The sequence below is a fragment of the Kribbella sindirgiensis genome (assembly GCF_004331435.1).
In the GTDB taxonomy this organism is placed as follows: domain Bacteria; phylum Actinomycetota; class Actinomycetes; order Propionibacteriales; family Kribbellaceae; genus Kribbella; species Kribbella sindirgiensis.
Window position 1 is genome coordinate 178,077 of sequence record NZ_SJKA01000007.1, and the last position, 17,343, is coordinate 195,419.

Genomic DNA, 17,343 nt, shown 5'->3' on the forward strand with positions numbered 1-17,343 from the left:
GATTGCAACCGATCGTGCCTGCCACGTGCGGGACTGTCAACGGCTGGCTGTGGACGAAGGGTTGACCGGCCTGAAATCTCTTGGATACTTGCGGGCAAAGCTTTACCTCATCCGTCCCTGAGGAAGGTTGGATCCATGCGCCCCACTCGTCGTCAGCTGCTCGGCGTCACCCTCGGAGGAGTGGTTGCTGCAGGCATCGGACTGCCCGCGGCCGCCGCCGATCAGGAGGCTCTCGTCAGATCGCGGATCCGCCCACCGCGGTTCCGGGACGCCTGGTTCCCGATCACGGCGTACGGCGCGACGCCCGACGACGCGACCGCGGGGATCGCGGCGGCCGTCTCCGCCTGTCATCACGCCGGCGGCGGGCATGTCGTCGTACCGCCGGGAGTGTGGCAGACCGGTGCGATCAACCTGCTGAGTCACGTCGACCTGCACCTGGAGGAAGGCGCGACGCTCCGGTTCAGCACCGACCCGGCGGCGTACCTGCCGGTCGTGCGGACGCGGTGGCAGAGCGTCGAGGTGTACAACTACTCGTCGCTGATCCGCGCCGAGGGTCAGACCGACATCGGCATCACCGGCAAGGGCGTCCTCGACGGCGCCGGCGACAACGAGCACTGGTGGTACCTGATCGGCAGCGGTCAGTACGGCTGGCATTCCGGCCTGCCGAACCAGCGCGCCGACTGGGGCGAGCTGGAGCGGATGAACAACGAGCAGGTCCCGGTCGAGCAGCGGGTCTTCGGTGCCGGGCACTACCTCCGTCCGAGCTTCATCCAGCCGTTCCGCTGCCAGAACGTCCTGATCGAGGGCGTGACGGTCAAGGATTCGCCGATGTGGACGATCCACCCGCTCGAGTGCCGCAACGTGACCGTCCGCGGCGTCACGGTCAGCAACCTGGGGCCGAACGGCGACGGCTGCAACCCGGAGTCCTGCACCGACGTGCTGATCCGCGACTGCACGTTCGCGACCCATGACGACTGCATCGCGATCAAGTCCGGCCGGGACGCCGACGGCCGCCGGCTCGGGCTGCCGTCGCGCGGGATCATCGTGGAGGACTGCACGTTCCTCAGCGGTGGCGCCGCGGTGGCTGTCGGTAGCGAGATGAGCGGTGGCGTCGAGGATGTCTTCGTACGCCGTTTGCACGCGCCTGCCGACCCGGCTGCGGACGAGGCGTACCTGCAGTGGGTGCTCTGCGTGAAGTCGACCTCGACCCGTGGTGGCCATGTGCACAATGTCGATGTCCGCGACGTGGATTCGCGGGCCTGGATGTATCGTCCTTTGGAGGTTACTTTCAGCTACCAGGGAGGTGGCGACCAGTCGTTGTTCCCGGACGTGCGCGGCATCCGCTTCGACCGGGTCCGGGTGGCCCGCGCCGAGCGGGCGTACCGCATCGTGGGAGCGGAGACGAAGCACATCACCTCGGTGGCGATCACCGACAGCCGGTTCGACGAGGTCGCGGCGGAAGCTGTCGTACAGTACGCCGACGACGTGACGATCCGGAACGTGCGGATCGGCCAGACGTAAGGCCAGAGGTGAAGGATCGACAGGGCTGAGGGGACGACAGTGGCGGAACGGGTTCGGTTGATCGACGTGGCACGCGAGGCCGGCACCTCGGTCTCCACGGTGTCGCGGGCGCTGAACGGTTCGGACCTGATCTCGCCCGAGGTGGTCGCGCATGTGCGCGCAGTGGCCGGCCAGCTGGGATACCGCGCCGACAAGCGGGCGCAGGAGTTCAAGCTCGGCCGTCCGCTGACGGTCGGCGTGACGGTGCCGGATCTGACGAACCCGTTCTTCTCCGAGGTCCTGAAGGGCCTGAACGCCTCCGCTCGCGCCGGTGGGTACCGGTTGCTGATCGGCGAGAGCAGCGAGGACCCGGCCGAGGAGCTGCGCCTGGTCGACGAGCTCGTCGACTACTCGGGCGCGCTGGTGCTGTGCAGTTCGCGACTGACCCGCGCCGGCCTGGAGAAGGCGCTGGCCCAGCCGGTGCCCGTGGTCTGTATCAACCGCACCGTGAAGAACGCGGGCGTGGTCGCGATCGACTACCGCGCCGCCTCGCGACTGCTGCTCGAGCATCTCACCGGCCTCGGTCATCGCCGGGTGCTGTACGTCGGCGGTCCGGCCACGTCCTGGTCCGACGGGGAGCGGCGCCGGACGTTGCGTCGTACGGCGCGAGCGCTTGATGTGACGTTGGACGAGATCGACGGCGGCTGGTCCGGCAACCACGGGTACGACGCCGGCCCGACCGTGCTGCACAGTCGAGCGACCGCCGTGATCACGTTCAACGACCTGGTCGGGATCGGCTTGCTGAGCTGGATGTACGACAACGGCGTCGAGGTGCCGTCCGAGCTGTCGGTCGCGTCGTACGACGACATTCCGATCGCGGCGTACTCGCGCCCGCCGTTGACCTCGCTGCGCAACGAGCGGGCCAAGCTGGGCGAGCTGGCGTGGGAGCAGCTGACCAAGCGGCTCGGTGGCGCCGACTGGCCCGCGCCGGACCTGCTCACCCCGGAGCTCGTCGTGCGCGCCAGCACCGGCCCGGCGAGGCGGCGCGCCCGCATTCGTTGAAATCCCTGCATGCAAACGATTGCACGGGCGCGGTGGCGTCAGCTAGCGTTGACGCATGCTGCCGCCACATGTCGTGCTGGGGACGGCCTACTACCCGGAGTACCTGCCGCGCTCGCTCGGTGATCGGGTCCCGGCCGACCTGGATCTGATGGCCGCGGCCGGCATCACCGCCATCCGTGTCGGTGAGTCGGTCTGGTCGACCTGGGAACCACGGGACGGCGTCTTCGACCTCGAATGGATCCGCCCGGTTCTCGACGGGGCCCACGACCGTGGGATCGGCGTCATCCTCGGTACGCCGACGTACGCCGTACCGCCGTGGCTGCAACGCGCGCACCCGGAGATCGCGGCCGAGCGGCAGACCGGCGTACCGGTGCCGTGGGGGATCCGGCAGGAGATCGACTACGGCCAGCCTGCGTTCCTGTTCCACGCGGAGCGGGTGGTGCGGCGGATCGTGGAGCGATACCGCGATCATCCGGCGGTCATCGGGTACCAGGTCGACAACGAGCCTGGTGTGCTGCTGGCGCACAACCCATCCGCGTTCTCGGAGTTCGTGGCGCGGCTGCGCCGGACGTACGGCGATGTCGAGGCGCTGAACGAGGCGTGGGGATTGACGTACTGGTCGCACCGGTTGAGCGACTGGTCCGAGCTGTGGCGGCCGGACGGAAACAGTACGCCGTCGTACGACCTGGCCTGGCGGCGGTTCCAGGCGGCGCGGACGTCCGAGTTCATCGGGTGGCAGGCGTCGTTGCTGCGGGGGATGCGGCGGCCGGGGCAGTTCGTGACGACGTGTCTGGCGTACGACCGGCCGGCGGTGGCCGACGTACCGCTGACGTCGCAGCTGGACGTTGCTGCGGGCAACATTTATGTCGACGTACAGGACGGGCTGGGGCGGCCTCCGCGGCCTTCGCTGTTGGAGCCGGGGTGGATCGGGCGGAGTGTTTCCGAGCTGTTCCTGGCCGCGGATCGGATCTACGGGTCGCGCGGAGAGCCGTTCCTGGTGACCGAGACGAACGCGACGTCGATCGGCGGTTCGCACCAGAACAAGCCGCCGTACGACGGGCAGCTTCGGCAGCTCGCGTGGGCGATGGTGGCGCGTGGTGCGCGGATGGTCGAGTACTGGCATTGGCATTCGATCCATCACGGGGCGGAGACGTTCTGGGGCGGGATTCTCGGGCACGGTCTGGAGCCGGGCCGGGTCTACCGCGAGGTCGCTGCGATCGGCGCCGAGCTGGCGGCGGCCGGTTCGTCGGTGGTCGATCTGACGCCTGATGTGGACGTCGCTGTGCTGTGGTCTCAGGAGTGCGATTGGGCGATGCAGTGCCAGCCGCCGCTGGCGACGCCGGGTGGTATACCGGACAAAGCGTCGTACCGGACGATCGTTGAGGCCTTCTACTCGGGGATTCTGGACGCCGGACTGCGACCTGGGGTCGTTCCGGTCGAGCGGCTCGAGGCTGCGTTGTCGGCTCCGGTGCTTGTTGCTGCAGGGCTTTACGTCGCGTCGGACGCGGTGCTGGATCAGTTGGTCGCGTATGCGCGGGACGGCGGGCACTTGATCGTCGGGCCGCGCACCGGGTACGCAGATCCGGAGGCCCGGCCGCGTGCCGAGGTCGCGCCGCCGCGGTTGCGGGAGGCGGCCGGTTTGGCATACCAGGAGTTCGAGAACCTCGATTCCGCGATGCCGGTACGCGGGCTGGACGGGCATGCGACGCGCTGGGCGGAGACGTTGCTCGTCGACGATGCCGACGTACTGGCGTCGTACGAGCATCCGACCGGGCGCCGGCCGATCGTCACCAGCAAGCGGTTCGGCGCGGGGCGGGTGACGTACGTCGGGACGGTGCCGGACCGTGCGCTGGCCGCGGCGCTGTACGGGGAATCGCGATTGTGGGCGCCGTCGGTGACCGCGCTGTCTGCGGTGAACGCGGCGGGGGAGCGCTTGTGGTTCGTCCACAACTGGTCCGGGACGGCCGTGGCCGTCGAACCGCCGATCGCTGTTGTGCCGATGGCTGGGGAGGGCGCGTTGGCGCGAGTTGAGTTGGGGCCGTGGGACGTTCGGGTGCTCAAGGAGGCGCAGTGAGGTACTTCGAGGATCTGACGCCGAGCACGGGGACGCGGGAACCGCGGGCGTGGTTGCGGTCGTCACGGCCGCGGATCAGCCTGAACGGCCGCTGGAACTTCAAGCTCTGGGACAGTGCGCCGGATGGTATGCCAAAAGTCGACGCTGATTGGGGCGAGCTCACCGTTCCCGGGCACTGGGTGCTCCAGGGACACGACCGGCCGCGGTATACCAACACCGCGTTCCCCTTCCCGATCGATCCGCCGTACGCGCCGGACGCGAACCCGACAGGCGATCACGTCCGTATGTTCGAGCTCGCGGACTTTCCGCTCGACGGTGCGGTGTTGCGGTTCGAGGGCGTCGACTCATGCTTCAAGGTCTGGGTGAACGGCACCGAGGCCGGGACCGCGAAGGGGAGCCGGCTGCCGAGCGAGTTCACGGTCGGCCACCTGCTGCGGCCGGGCCGGAACACGCTGGCCGTGCGGGTCCACCAGTGGTCGTCCGGTTCGTACCTCGAAGACCAGGACATGTGGTGGTTGCCGGGCATCTTCCGGGACGTGACCCTGCTCGCGCGCCCGTTGATCGACGACGTGTTCGTCCACGCGTCGTACGACCATGTGACGGGCGCCGGGACACTGCGGGTCGACGTCTTGGCTTTGTCTGACGCGGTTGTGCGGGTGCCGGAGCTCGGGCTGGTCGTCGAGCCCGGGGTGCCGGTGACGATCAGTGCGGTCGAGCCGTGGTCGGCGGAACTGCCGCGGCTGTACGACGCGACGGTCGAGGTGCCGGGGGAGACGGTCGAGCTGCGGATCGGGTTCCGGACCGTGGCGATGGTCGACGGGCAGTTCACCGCGAACGGGCGGCCGTTGTTCTTCCGCGGCGTGAACCGGCACGAACACGACGAGCGGCGCGGCCGGGCACTCTCGGTCGAGGCGATGCGGCAGGACCTCGTGCTGATGAAGCAGCACAACATCAACGCCGTACGGACCGCGCACTATCCGCCGCATCCCGCGTTCCTGGACCTGTGCGACGAACTGGGACTGTGGGTCATCGACGAGTGCGACATCGAGACCCACGGCTTCATCTACACCGACTGGCGCGGCAACCCCGCCGACGACCCGGACTGGGCGCCGATGCTGCTCGACCGGATGCGCAGGATGGTCGAACGCGACAAGAACCACCCGAGCGTCGTGATCTGGTCGCTCGCCAACGAGAGCCACCGCGGCCGGAACTTCGGCGATCTGGCGGCCTGGACGCGGCAGCGGGATCCCGGGCGCGCGGTGTTCTACGAGCGGGACCGGACGTACGAGTTCTCGGACTTCTACAGCCTGATGTACCCGCCGCTGGAGGACCTCGAGGCGATCGGGACGCGCACCGAGGACGTACCGGAGGAGACCGCGGAACATCCCGCGCTCGAGGCGCGGCGGCGGGCGTTGCCGTTCATCCTGGCCGAGTACGCACATGCCATGGGCAACGGTCCCGGCGGGCTGGCCGACTATCAGCGCATCCTGGAACACTACCCACGCCTGCAGGGCGGCTTCCTCTGGGAATGGATCGACCACGGCCTACTGTTGCCCGGAGCAACCGACCATGTCTACGGCGGCGACTTCGGCGAACGACTGCACGGCACCAACTTCTGCATCGACGGCCTACTCTTCCCCAACCGAACCCCGTCTCCCGGCCTCGCCGAATACAAAAAGGTCCTGGAACCAGTACGCATCACCGGCCCTGACCCCCTAACCATCCACAACCACCGAACCCACACAGACACCACCGACCTTCAATTCCACTGGACCCTCGAGGAAGACGGGATAGAACAAGCCGCCGGCCACCTCCCGCTCCCACCAATTCCTCCGGGCCAATCCACGACTGTCCCGCTCCCACCTGCTTCACCTTCTCGTGGAGAGCGAGTGCTAACCGTGCGCGCGGTGCTGGCGAAGGACGAACCGTGGGCTACCGCGGGACATGAGATCGCCTGGACGCAGTTTGTGCTCGACCAACCCGCTGGGGAACCTGCTCCGCCGGGAGCTCCTGTGGTGGCCGTCGGAGACGTACTGACTCTCGGTGGAGGCGAGTTCGACCGCAAAACTGGCCGGCTGACCCGACTGTTCGGACAGCTGGTCGACGGACCTGAGCTGGACCTGTGGCGTGCCCCCACCGACAACGACAACGGCCAGGGCGGCCGCAACGGCGTCACCCAGGAGTGGCGCGCCGCCGGCCTGGACCGCCTCCTCCACCGAGTCGAAACCGTAGGCGTCCACGACAACGCACTCGTCGTACGCACCCGAGTCGCCCCCGAAGGCCTTGGCGTCAGCGCGCGTACGACGTACCACTGGACCGCCAACGACAACACCCTCCAGCTGACCGTCGACGTACAGCCAGAGGGCGAGTGGTCCGGCACAGCCGTAACACCACGCTGCGGCAGCTGGCCCCGCGTCGGTGTACGCCTTACGGTACCCAAGGCGTTGGAGAACGTGCAGTGGTACGGCGGCGGCCCAGGCGAGGCGTACGCCGACAGCCGCGAGGCAGCCCGAGTGGGCCGCTTCGCACGCACCGTCGACGAGCTGCAGACCCCATACGTCGTACCGCAGGAGAACGGCTCCCGCATCGACGTACGCTGGGCCGAACTAACCGATGCTCAAGGCAACGGATTCCGAGTAACCGGCGCCCCGCACTTCCAACTGACCGCCCGCCGCTGGACCACCGAAGACCTGGAACGCGCCCGCCACCGCTCGGACCTCACCCCCCGCGACCACATCTACCTGAACCTCGACCTGGCCCAGAACGGCCTCGGCTCAGCCTCCTGTGGCCCACCCGCTACCCAGCAACACACCCTCGAAGTAGCTCCCTACACGTTCACCCTCACCTTCCACCCATACAGTTGAGAGCTGCATCGAATCTCCTTGAAAATAAGGGGTTCTGGCTTTGGAAACTGTCGGTGGGGGTGTCTAGGCTTTGATGCATGGACAGGCCGCCGGAGTTGATGAGCGACGCCGAGCTGGCGCACGCTCTCGACCAGGCCGACGCGGACCTGGCGCGTATCGAGACCCGCCGGCTGCGTCTCATCGCGGCCATGGACAACTCCGGTTACGCCGAACGGGTCGGTGCCCGCGACACGGTCCAGTACATAGAATTCCGCTACCGGCTCGACCACTCACGTGCCTACCGCGACGTTCGCCTGGCCCGCGCTCTGCCCAAGTACGCGGCGGTTGTTGCGGCGCTGCCCGATCCCGAGCTGGCCGAGGACGGGGAGGTTCCTGTCGTGGTGTTGCGGCCGGCGCAGGCCGAAGCGATCGTGACCGCCCTGGAAAAGGTCCCGACGACCGTGCCGGTCGCCGACTTGGAGTTCGCCGAACAAGAACTGGTCCGCCTCGCCCGCCACCTGGCCCCCGCCGATCTGCGCAAGGCCGCCGAGCAGTCTCGCGACATCCTCGACACCGACGGCCCCGAACCCGACGAACACAAAGCCGCCGCCCGCGAAACCCTCACCCTCAAAACCGCCGACCACGGCGTGAGGTTCACCGGTTACCTGGCCAACGAGAACGCCGAACTGTTCCGCACCCTGATCACCACCGGCGCCCGCCCGCACAAGACCGTCGATGGTGAGCGTGATCCGCGCTCTCGTGAGAAGCGCCAAGCCGACGCCCTCGCCACCACGCTAACCCTGGCCGCGACGGCCCTCGACGCAGGCACCCCGTCTCCCACGATGCCGCGCCCTACCAGCAAGCCAGCCAGCTCCACGGAGACCAGCACGCCGGAGACCGGCTCCACGGAGGATGACTCCGCAGGGACTGGTTCTACGGCGTCAGGCTCCGCGGAGGCCGGTTCACTGGCGACGGACCAACAGCCGGTTGTGGTCGCTGGCTCGGGTACTGGTTCGAGTGGGGATGTGGGTAGGGATGTGGTGCCTGGGTTCGGGGCGAAGGCGAACCTCACCGTCACCATCGACTTCCAGGACCTGAAGGCGGCCACCGCGGACGCGATCGGGCACACCGTCTACAGCAACGGACTGTCCGCAGCCACCATCCGCCGCCTGGCCTGCGACGCAGGCGTCATCCCGATCGTGCTCGGCTCCAACTCCGAGCCGCTGGACGTCGGCCGCCGCGAACGCCTCGTCACCAAGGCCATCCGCCGCGCCCTGAACACCCGCGACCACGGCTGCGTCGTCTGCGGAGCCCCACCGGTCATGTGCGACGCCCATCACCTCATCTCCTGGATCGACGGCGGCGAAACCAAGGTCGAGAACCTCGTGCTCTTGTGCCGCCGCGACCACACCGACCTGCACCACGGCCACTGGACCATCACCATCACCAACGGCCAAGTCCACGTCACCAGACCCACCTGGGCAGACCCACCACCCCGTCCACACAAACCACCAACCGACCCACCCCGGGCACACAAGCCACCGGGTCAACGCCCCATGCCAATGGTTCCACTGGACGAAGCGCCCCGGGTGCACGAGCCGGGTAAACGCCTCACGCCCTCGGGCCTACCGGACGGCGGCATCACGTCCACCGGAAATCCGGGACGTCGAATCTCAACCCCAGCAGACGATCCGTGGGGTGAGACCGACGCGCCCGCCGTACCGGCAGCCGGCGCATCGGGTGTCAGATCGAGCCGCTGGCAGGCCGACGAGTCGACGCGCGCGGAAGCGGCCCGGTTCGCGGTTTGGGGTGAGCGTGCACCGAACGACTCCGACACCGGCCCGCCCTCCTTCGCCACGATCTGACTCATCGGGCCTGCACGAGCTGCGGGCAGCCCGTCAGCCTCGCCGCGCATGCCTCTGTCCGCACGGCACCCGGACGGCGGACCCACGCCCACAGGCAACCCAAGGCCCCAAGTCTCAACCCCACAAGACGATCCGTGGGGTGGTACCGCGGTGCCCGCAGTTGCTGCGTCGGGTGTGAGGCCGAGCCGTTGGCGCGCCGATGAGTTCACGCGCGCGCAAGCGGCCCGGTGGCGGTCTGGGGCGACCGCGCCACTGACGAGTGCGACACCGACCCACCGTCCTTCGCCACGATCTGATCCCACCGGATCTGCGCGATCCTTGGCCTGCCGCAGATGTCACGCGAGCCTGTCAGTTGCTGAGCACCCCGCGGAGGCGATCGATGTAGGGAGCTCGTTGGTCGGGAGTTGCGCGGGTTTCGAGGTGGCGGGTGTTGTAGAGGTTGTCGTTGGGATAGCGGGGGAAGACGTGCACGTGGTAGTGCCAGGCGTCTTGGTAGCCGGCGGGTTCGTTGTGCTGGCGGGTGGAGATGCCTTCGCAGTTGTAGGTGCTGCGGATGGCGATCGCGACTTCTCGTACGACGTCGTGGACGGCGTGCCCGGCCGCGGGTGGTAGGTCGTAGAGGTTCTCGTGGTGATCGGTGGGGACGACCAGGACGTGGCCTTGGTTGTTGGGCCACCAGCGGGAGGCTACGAAGGCGAGTGCGTGCTCACGGCGCAGCACGATGTCGTGCTGCGCCGTGAGGTGGTCCTCGCCGCCGGCGGCCAGTCGGCAGAACGGGCAGTCGTAGCCGTCGGGTGCATGGTTGAACATGCTCAGCGTGGTACCACAAACGTGATGTACGTGGAGTTCCCCTTGCCGGCCACGCCGGAGTTCGGGCCGAGGGACAGCTGCCCGGCGGGTACGTCGCGCTTGAAGAGGATCAGGCGCTGGTCCGTCGTGCCTACGGTTTCGCCGGTGCGAGTGAACGAGGACAGCCACGACGGCCACCACACGTTCTCGCCGCGGGGATCGAAGGCGACGTACACGGTTGCCGGCCGGGTCACATTGAGTGTCAGGTAGTCGGCTGGTGTGGTCGCCTTGGAGTCGTCGTTGGAGCCCGGTACCAGCGCCTGCCCGTTCAACGCCCCAGGCAGCTCAGTGACCGTGTAGCTGCGGTCCACATAGATCGGCGCACCTACCTGAGCCTTCACGAGATTGGACAGCTTCTCCGGCGCCACGACAGATACGAGAGAGCTGACCAGCGGCGGTTCGCTCCGCGTGACGCCCAGCACCCGGTTGCCAACTGTCTTGACGGCAGAAGCGGGCTGACCGGTCAGTGGGGCGAAGGTGAACGACGACAGCGGTGCGGCGACACGTTCAAGCGTGTACGACGCACCAGGATCTGTCCGCAGGCTGACGACGTCGGCCGAGGTGCCACCGACGACAGCCTTCCCGTGGGAGTCGAGCACCCGGACCTGCTGGCCCGACCACGGGTTGCGGAGCCTCAGTGTGTCTCGGCTGCCGGCCTGGATGCCGACAACGTTCGGTACGCCGTCGTGGACCTCAGTGCTGATCCGGTGCCCGCCCTGGATCTGCACCGACCCTGCGACGTCCCACTCGCGCGGCCACGCGGGTGCGACGTGCACAGTCCCGTCGTACGACTGGACGAGTGCTTCCTGCAGGCCGGTGGTCAGTACGCCGCCCCACTCGTTGTAGAAGCTGCGGTTCCGGACTGCTTCCTGGCCGGTGCGGTGGACGGTGAAGCCGTTCGGGTAGATCTGGAAGTCCGCGATGCCCTTCAGCAGCAGGCGTTTCACCTCGTCCGAGAGGCCGAGCCGCGCGGCCCAGGTGGAGTCCATGCCCCAGTCCTTGTCCTGTGGATAGACACGCTGCCGATAGGTTGCCTGCATCAACTCGGAGGTCTCGTCGAACACGCCCCACGGCCAGAGCGCCTCCATCTCCGGGTTCTGCGTGTTGTGCGACTCCTCGTCGGTACCGGACCATGCCAGCACCTCCTCACCGCCACGCTGTACGGTCCGGAACGGCGGCAGCTTGCTGACCGCGTCCCGCAGCTGCTTGGCCAGCGATGCGTCGCCGTGTGACACAGCCAGATCGGCAACCAGCGGGAAGATGACCCGCATCGCCGCCATATCGGGCACCGGGTCGCTGGTGTCCCACTGCACCTCCAGAGCGTTCACGTGCTCCAGGTGCAGGTACCCGTCGGCGCCAGTGGTCATGGCGGACAAGTAGAACCGCGCCACGTCCCGCATCAGCGGGTAGCTCCGGTTCAGCAGGGCCGTGTCTCCGGTGTACCGGTACTGCTGCCAGATGTTGTTCACCAGCTCCGGCCCACTGGTCAGGATCCGCCGTGTCCAGCTGGGCTCCTGGATGTTGTCGCAGCCGTCACCAGTGCCGTCGTACCGCATGAACTCCGGCAGGCAGAGTCCTTCGCCGCCGATCCAGTGTGTTCGCGTCCATTCGCGCATCAGCTCGGCACGGTCCAGGTAGAACTTGAAGTACGGCGAGTTGAGCTCGCCGATGCCCGCGCCGAGGTTCGCGGACACCAGCATCCGCAGGTTGAAGTGCCAGTACGAGTCCTGGGCCCAGTCCGCCTGATCTCCCGCGGACGAGAACATCCGCACCACCGCACCGTGCGTGCTCGGTACGTCGCCGCGCATCGACGCGGCCATCGTGTACAGCTGCAGCGTCCGGAGGTTCTCGACGTACTCACCGGACCCGTCCGCCGACGTGATCCGCATCGGCGTCGCCTTCTCCCAGAACGCGTGCCACCAGGCGAGGTGGTGACTGGGAGACTCGACGACGGCACGTCGCGCGGCTGTCCGCAGTTCTCCACCGCGGTACGACGGTACGCCGACGACGAGCCGGAAACTGCCGTCCGCACGAGGACGGAACGTCAGGCGCACCGTCAGCGGGTCGACCACCGACGCGGTGACGCCTTGGGCCTGTGCTGTCAGCGCAGCCACCGCACCGGTGATGCTGCCGGAGGCCTCGTCGTGGAACGTCTCCGCCAGAGCAGCGATCCCACCAGCCGCACTGACCGCCGGCGTCCGACCTGCCCACAGCTTCAGGTCAGCGGTCTGCGTCAGCGAAGGATCCGCACCCGTCACCTCCAGAACGAACTGATCCGCGTCAGCCCGCACATACGAGCGCGCTGTGAGACCGCCACCGCTCTGCACCACCTGACCGTCGTACAGCGACAGCCGCCCGCTGTAGTCGTCAGCACGCATCAGCGAGTCCAGACCGGGTACGACGAGACGCCCGGCGGACTTGAGGTCCGGGAACGTGTCCACGCGGTTGAGCTGTGCGCTGTAACCCTTCTCGGCCCAGACCGAGGCGCCGAGCACACCGTTCCCCAGCGGCATCGCCTGGTACGAGCGCCACGCAGGACCCTCCTGGACGAGGTCAGACCGCGACACCAGCCCTGCAGTGTCGCCCTGCAGCGCACCGCCGCGCCAGGCGGTCGTTGCTTGCTCAGAAGGCGTACTACTGGCGGCTGGAACGGAGGCGGCACCAACGGTGAGCAGTGCGGCCAGCAACGGCATCGTCAAGCGAAGAGAAGTCACGGGCGCACCTCGATGAAGTAGTCGACACCACGGCGAGTACGGAACTCGACGACGCCGTCCTCCGGGCGGGCGAACGCCACCGGGCCGATGGACGACTTCACGTCCACCAAAGCGCCGGTCCGCAACCGCAGCCGGTTTCCGAGCAGCGAGCGGATCTTTGCCTGGGTCAACTTCCCGTCGGACCAGGAGAACTCGAGGTCGAAGCCGCCGCGGGCACGCATGCCCTGCACGCTCCCGGTCGGGAACGCGGTCGGCAGACAGGGGAGCAACGCGACCTCGCCGGAGTGGCTCTGCATGATCATCTCGGTGAGCCCGGAGACGCCGCCGAAGTTCCCGTCGATCTGGAACGGCGGGTGCAGGTCGAACATGTTCGGCGCGGTACGGCCAGGAGCCAGCAGTTGGGTCAGGTGCTTGTACGTGTTGTCCGGCTCGAGCAGCCGGGCGCGGAGGTTGAGTTTCCAGGCCAGTGACCATCCCGCGGTCACGGCCGGGCCCCGCAGCTCCAGCGACTTACGGGCCGCGTCGGCGAGTTCCGGCGTACTGCGTGGGGTCACCTGGTCGCTCGGGAACACGGCCCACAGGTGTGAGACATGTCGACTCGTCTCCAGGGCGGCCTCCTCCCAGTCGATCAGCCACTCCTGGAGCTGGCCGAGGTACCCGATCTGGAGCGGTGCCAGCTTCGACCGCGCGTCCGCGGCGGCTGCAGCCATTCCGCTATCGACACCGAGCAGCGCGGCGGCCTGGCCGAAGACCTTGAACAGGTCGTGCAGGATCTCGGTGTCCATCGTCGGGCCGGCACAGATGCTTACACCCTCGTTGTCGTAGTCGTGGTGCTTGACCTCGGGGGAGTGCGACGGGCTGGTCACCAGCCACCCCGTCTTCGCGTCGGTCTGCAGCTGGTCGAGGAAGAACTCCACCGAGCCACGCAGGACCGGGTAGTACTTCCGCAGCATCTCCAGGTCGCCCGTGTACTCGTAACGCTCCCAGAACAGCAGCGACAGCCACGCACCGCCGGTCGGCCAGACCCCGTAGTACGCGAAGTCGACCGGTGCGGTCCCTCGCCACCCGTCCGTGTTGTGGTGCGCTACCCAGCCAGGTGCGTCGTACATGGTGGCCGCGGTACGTGCTCCGGACTCGGACAGCTCGCCGATCATCTGGAACATCGGGTCCCAGCACTCCGCGAGGTTGGCCGGACCGGCCGGCCAGTAGTTCATCTCGGCGTTGATGTTGAGCGTGAACTTCGACTGCCACTCGGGCAGCATCTTGTAGCTCCAGATGCCCTGCAGGTTCGCGGGCTGGCCGGGCGTACGGGAGCACGAGATCAGCAGGTACCGGCCGAACTGGTAGTACAGCGCGGCCAGCTGCGGGTCACCGCCGTTGCGGAACGCCGTGATGCGCTGGTCGGTCGGCAGCGCGATCGAGTCCGACGTACCGAGGTCCAGATCGAGGCGGCCGAAGAGTCGCTGGTAGTCCTCCACGTGCTGGTGCCGCAGCGCGCCGTACGCCGGGCGTCCGATCGCGGCGAGTGGTGCTACGGCGCGAGCGACCTGGTCCGCGCTGACGTCGAGGTAGTTGCGGTAGCTGGTGCCGACCGAGAACAGCAGCGTGACCTGGTCGGCGTCCGCGACCGAGAGCTTGCCGTCAGCAACCGTAGTGGAACCGCCTTCGGTAAAAGCCCGCAGCAGCGCGCAGAACTTGACCGAACCGGTCAGCCCTTCGGCGTCACCGCTGACGCCGTTGAGCGCCAGCGTCTGCTTGTCGTACGCCGCAGGGGTCGCGGCCTGCTCCGTGCTGTACGTCGCGTCGAACGTGAGCGCACCGCGCTGGCTGGCCGTCAGCCGCATCACCAGCACCTGCGCGGGGTGGCTGACGAACACCTCCCGCGTGTACCGCACGCCAGCGTGCTCGTAGCTGACCGACGTGATCGCCGTCGTCAGGTCGAGCTCCCGCCGGTACGCCGTGACCGCGGTCGCGTCGATGCCCGGAAACGCCAGCGAGAGGTAGCCGACCGGCTGGTACTGCATCTGTTCGGTCGGACGGCCCATGAAGTGCTCGTCGGCGAGGTTCTGCGCGTCGAGGTACTTCTCCTCGGCGATCAGCCGGCGGATCTCCGGCAGGACGTCCTTGCCGATCGGGTCGTCGTACTGGTGCGGACCGCCGGCCCAGATCGAGTCCTCGTTCAGCTGCAGCTGCTCGGTCGCGGTGCCGCCGTACACCATGGCGCCGAGGCGTCCGTTGCCGATGGCAAGTGCCTGGAGCCACTCGGTGGCGGGTTGGGTGTACCAGAGCTTCAGAGGGTTGGTGTCGCTTCCCGGTACGGGTACGGGTGCGGCTCCGGCGGTCAGGGGAGTGGTGAGGGAGCCGGCGACGACAGCTGTGCCGGCAGCGGCGCCGGCGGTCTTCAGGACCTGCCGGCGGGTGTATTCGGACATTGGGCGGTCTCCCTGGGGCGGTAGATGCGCTGGGCGGTGCCACGGAACACGTCGTTGTGCGTGGCGGGTGGCAGCAGTGCGGTGGTACGGCGGATCACCTCGGCGCGGGTGGCGGCCAGCGTGCACACCGGCCAGTCCGAGCCGAACAGGAGCCGTTCACTGCCGAAGAGTTCGAGGGCGACGTCGACCAGTGCGCGGAGGTCGTCGGTCGCGAGGTGGGCGGTGCCGGAGAGCTTGACGGTCACGTTCGGATGCTCGGCGAGGGCTCGCATTCCGGACCGCCACTCGGGGGTCACGGTGGTCGGGTTGCCGAGGTGGTCGAGGACCAGACGGGCGTCCGGTACGGCGGACGCGAGGCGGGCGGCGCCGATCAGGGCGGAGGGGCGGAGCAGGAGGTCGATCGCGAGGCCGGCGTCGGCGGCGGCCCGCACGCCGCGCACGTGCGCGGGAGTTGTCAGCAGGTCGGGGTCGGTCTGGTCGGCGGGTGGGCTGCGCACGCCCACCAGTCGCGGGTCGTCCGGCAGCCGGTCGGGGAAGTCGAGCAGATCGAACCAGCCCACCACACCAACCACAGCCGGGTTCTGCCGAGCCAACGCCAGCAGATCGTCCACCTCACCCGGATCAGCATCCGCCTGCACCAGCACTAGCTCAGGAACGTCGGGCAGGTCGGAGAGGGTGAAGTCACGCCGGAGGGGATGCCCCGCCGGAAGCCAGGGGAGGCGGCGGCGCGTCAGGTCCCAGACGTGCACGTGGGCATCAATCATGGCGGCCGGCGGGTCTGGTGATGGAGCTTTCGCCTCGGGCGTGGGCGGCGAAGAGGCGGGCTGAGTCTTCGGGGTCGGTGCCGGCCAGGACCTCGATCAGGTCCAGGTGGCGGCGGGCCATCAGGCCCCAATCGCCGGCGTACATCGCGTTGGAAACCACCTGCAGGCTCCACAGCGCCGGCTCCAGCGTTCGCCACACGCGCAGGAGCATCGAGTTGCCGCTGGTTGCCAGCACCTGCCGGTGGAACCGCAGGTCGGCCTCACGGAACGCGCCGATGTCGTGGTGGCCGGCTGCCTCGATCATCCGCTGCACCTCGATCCGGAGCAGGTCGAGCTCCTCCGGCGGCGCGTGACCGGTCGCCCGGCGGGCCGCGGCGGACTCGAGCAGTACGCGGACCTCCCGCGCCTCCCGGGCCTCGACTTGCGAGATCTCGGTGACGAAGTTCCCCAGCCGCGGCCGGTACGTGACCAGCCCCTCGTGCGCCAACCGCCGGACCGCTTCCCGGGCCGGGGTCTGGCTGGTGCCGAGCACCCGGGCGATCTCGGACTCGACCACCCGCATCCCGGGCGCGAGCTCGCCGGACAGTATCCAGCCGCGGATCGCCTCGTACACCCGGTCGGACAGCAACTCTGTGTCACCGGCGAACAGCGGCGCCGGCGGGTTGGCGCCCACGACACCGAGTGAATTGGAGGCGCCGGCACCGGAGCGGTAGTGCTGGACCTCCTCCCGGCGCCGCCGCGACACGGTCGACTGCGAGACGCCGTACGTCGCGGCCAGCTCGCGGGTTGACGGGCGATGTCCGGAATCGGCCATCGATGTGGCGGCCCCACTGATCGATGCGGCACCCAACTGCACCCGGTCGACCATCCGCGGCCGTCCGCTGCGCATCCCGTCGTCGAGGCCGGCCATGCCCATCCGGAGGAATCTCCGGCGCCACTTGCCGACCGTGCCCGGGGTGACCTCGAGCAGGTCCGCGACCGCCTTGTTCGAGCGTCCCTCGGCGCTGGCCAGCACGATCCGGGCCCGCAGTCGCATCGCGGCGCTGGTCCGCGAGGCGGCCGCGAGCTGGCTGAGCGCGGTCCGCTCGGCCACCGACAGGGTCAGCGGCGACTTCGGTCTTCCGGCATCGGGCATGGCTGCATGGTGACCCGGTTCACAGCGTTCTGCCAACCCCTTATGGCGCGGACTTCTGACTCAGAATGTCCACTTTGCCGTTTAAACGTTGACACTTGAGCGTCG

Annotated in this window: 10 protein-coding genes; 5 read left to right on the forward strand and 5 right to left on the reverse strand. The window is 68.3% G+C overall.

Translation table 11 applies throughout. The features are described from left to right. The first annotated feature begins 135 nt into the window (after positions 1-135). The 5 genes from E0H50_RS21455 to E0H50_RS21475 all read left to right on the forward strand — a co-directional run bounded on the left by E0H50_RS21455 (position 136) and on the right by E0H50_RS21475 (position 9,344). Positions 136-1,521: a glycoside hydrolase family 28 protein gene (locus E0H50_RS21455; RefSeq protein WP_131291323.1), complete on the forward strand. Its 1,386-nt coding sequence runs from the start codon at positions 136-138 to the stop codon at positions 1,519-1,521. A gap of 39 nt (positions 1,522-1,560) precedes the next feature. Next, positions 1,561-2,562 carry a LacI family DNA-binding transcriptional regulator gene (locus E0H50_RS21460; RefSeq protein WP_131291325.1) on the forward strand — a complete coding sequence of 334 codons (1,002 nt, stop codon included), beginning with the start codon at positions 1,561-1,563 and terminating at the stop codon, positions 2,560-2,562. A 55-nt stretch (positions 2,563-2,617) separates the two neighbouring features. Continuing rightward, positions 2,618-4,636, forward strand: coding sequence for a beta-galactosidase (locus E0H50_RS21465; RefSeq protein WP_131291326.1), 2,019 nt, complete (start codon positions 2,618-2,620; stop codon positions 4,634-4,636). Next, positions 4,633-7,500 (forward strand): glycoside hydrolase family 2 TIM barrel-domain containing protein, encoded by a 2,868-nt coding sequence (locus E0H50_RS21470; protein ID WP_131291328.1) that lies wholly within the window; start codon positions 4,633-4,635, stop codon positions 7,498-7,500. The genes E0H50_RS21465 and E0H50_RS21470 overlap by 4 nt, the downstream gene beginning before the upstream one ends. 77 nt (positions 7,501-7,577) lie before the next feature. Next, entirely contained in the window at positions 7,578-9,344 is a 1,767-nt protein-coding gene (locus tag E0H50_RS21475) for an HNH endonuclease (RefSeq protein ID WP_131291331.1), read from the forward strand. 348 nt (positions 9,345-9,692) lie between these two features. Here E0H50_RS21475 and E0H50_RS21480 read toward each other — a convergent pair whose 3' ends face one another. Genes E0H50_RS21480 through E0H50_RS21500 form a run of 5 tightly spaced genes read right to left on the reverse strand, consistent with a single transcriptional unit; the run spans position 9,693 to position 17,238 of the window. Then, a complete protein-coding gene (locus E0H50_RS21480; protein ID WP_131291333.1) occupies positions 9,693-10,154 on the reverse strand; it encodes an HIT family protein in 462 nt (153 codons plus the stop codon). Between the two features lie 2 nt (positions 10,155-10,156). Next, positions 10,157-12,907 (reverse strand): glycosyl hydrolase family 95 catalytic domain-containing protein, encoded by a 2,751-nt coding sequence (locus E0H50_RS21485; RefSeq protein ID WP_131291335.1) that lies wholly within the window; start codon positions 12,905-12,907, stop codon positions 10,157-10,159. After that, a complete protein-coding gene (locus E0H50_RS21490; protein WP_131291337.1) occupies positions 12,904-15,339 on the reverse strand; it encodes a glycoside hydrolase family 95 protein in 2,436 nt (811 codons plus the stop codon). The genes E0H50_RS21485 and E0H50_RS21490 overlap by 4 nt, the downstream gene beginning before the upstream one ends. After that, entirely contained in the window at positions 15,309-16,103 is a 795-nt protein-coding gene (locus E0H50_RS21495; RefSeq protein ID WP_131291339.1) for an amidohydrolase family protein, read from the reverse strand. The genes E0H50_RS21490 and E0H50_RS21495 overlap by 31 nt, the downstream gene beginning before the upstream one ends. Beyond that, entirely contained in the window at positions 16,096-17,238 is a 1,143-nt protein-coding gene (locus tag E0H50_RS21500) for an FCD domain-containing protein (protein ID WP_131291341.1), read from the reverse strand. The genes E0H50_RS21495 and E0H50_RS21500 overlap by 8 nt, the downstream gene beginning before the upstream one ends. Positions 17,239-17,343 lie beyond the last annotated feature (105 nt).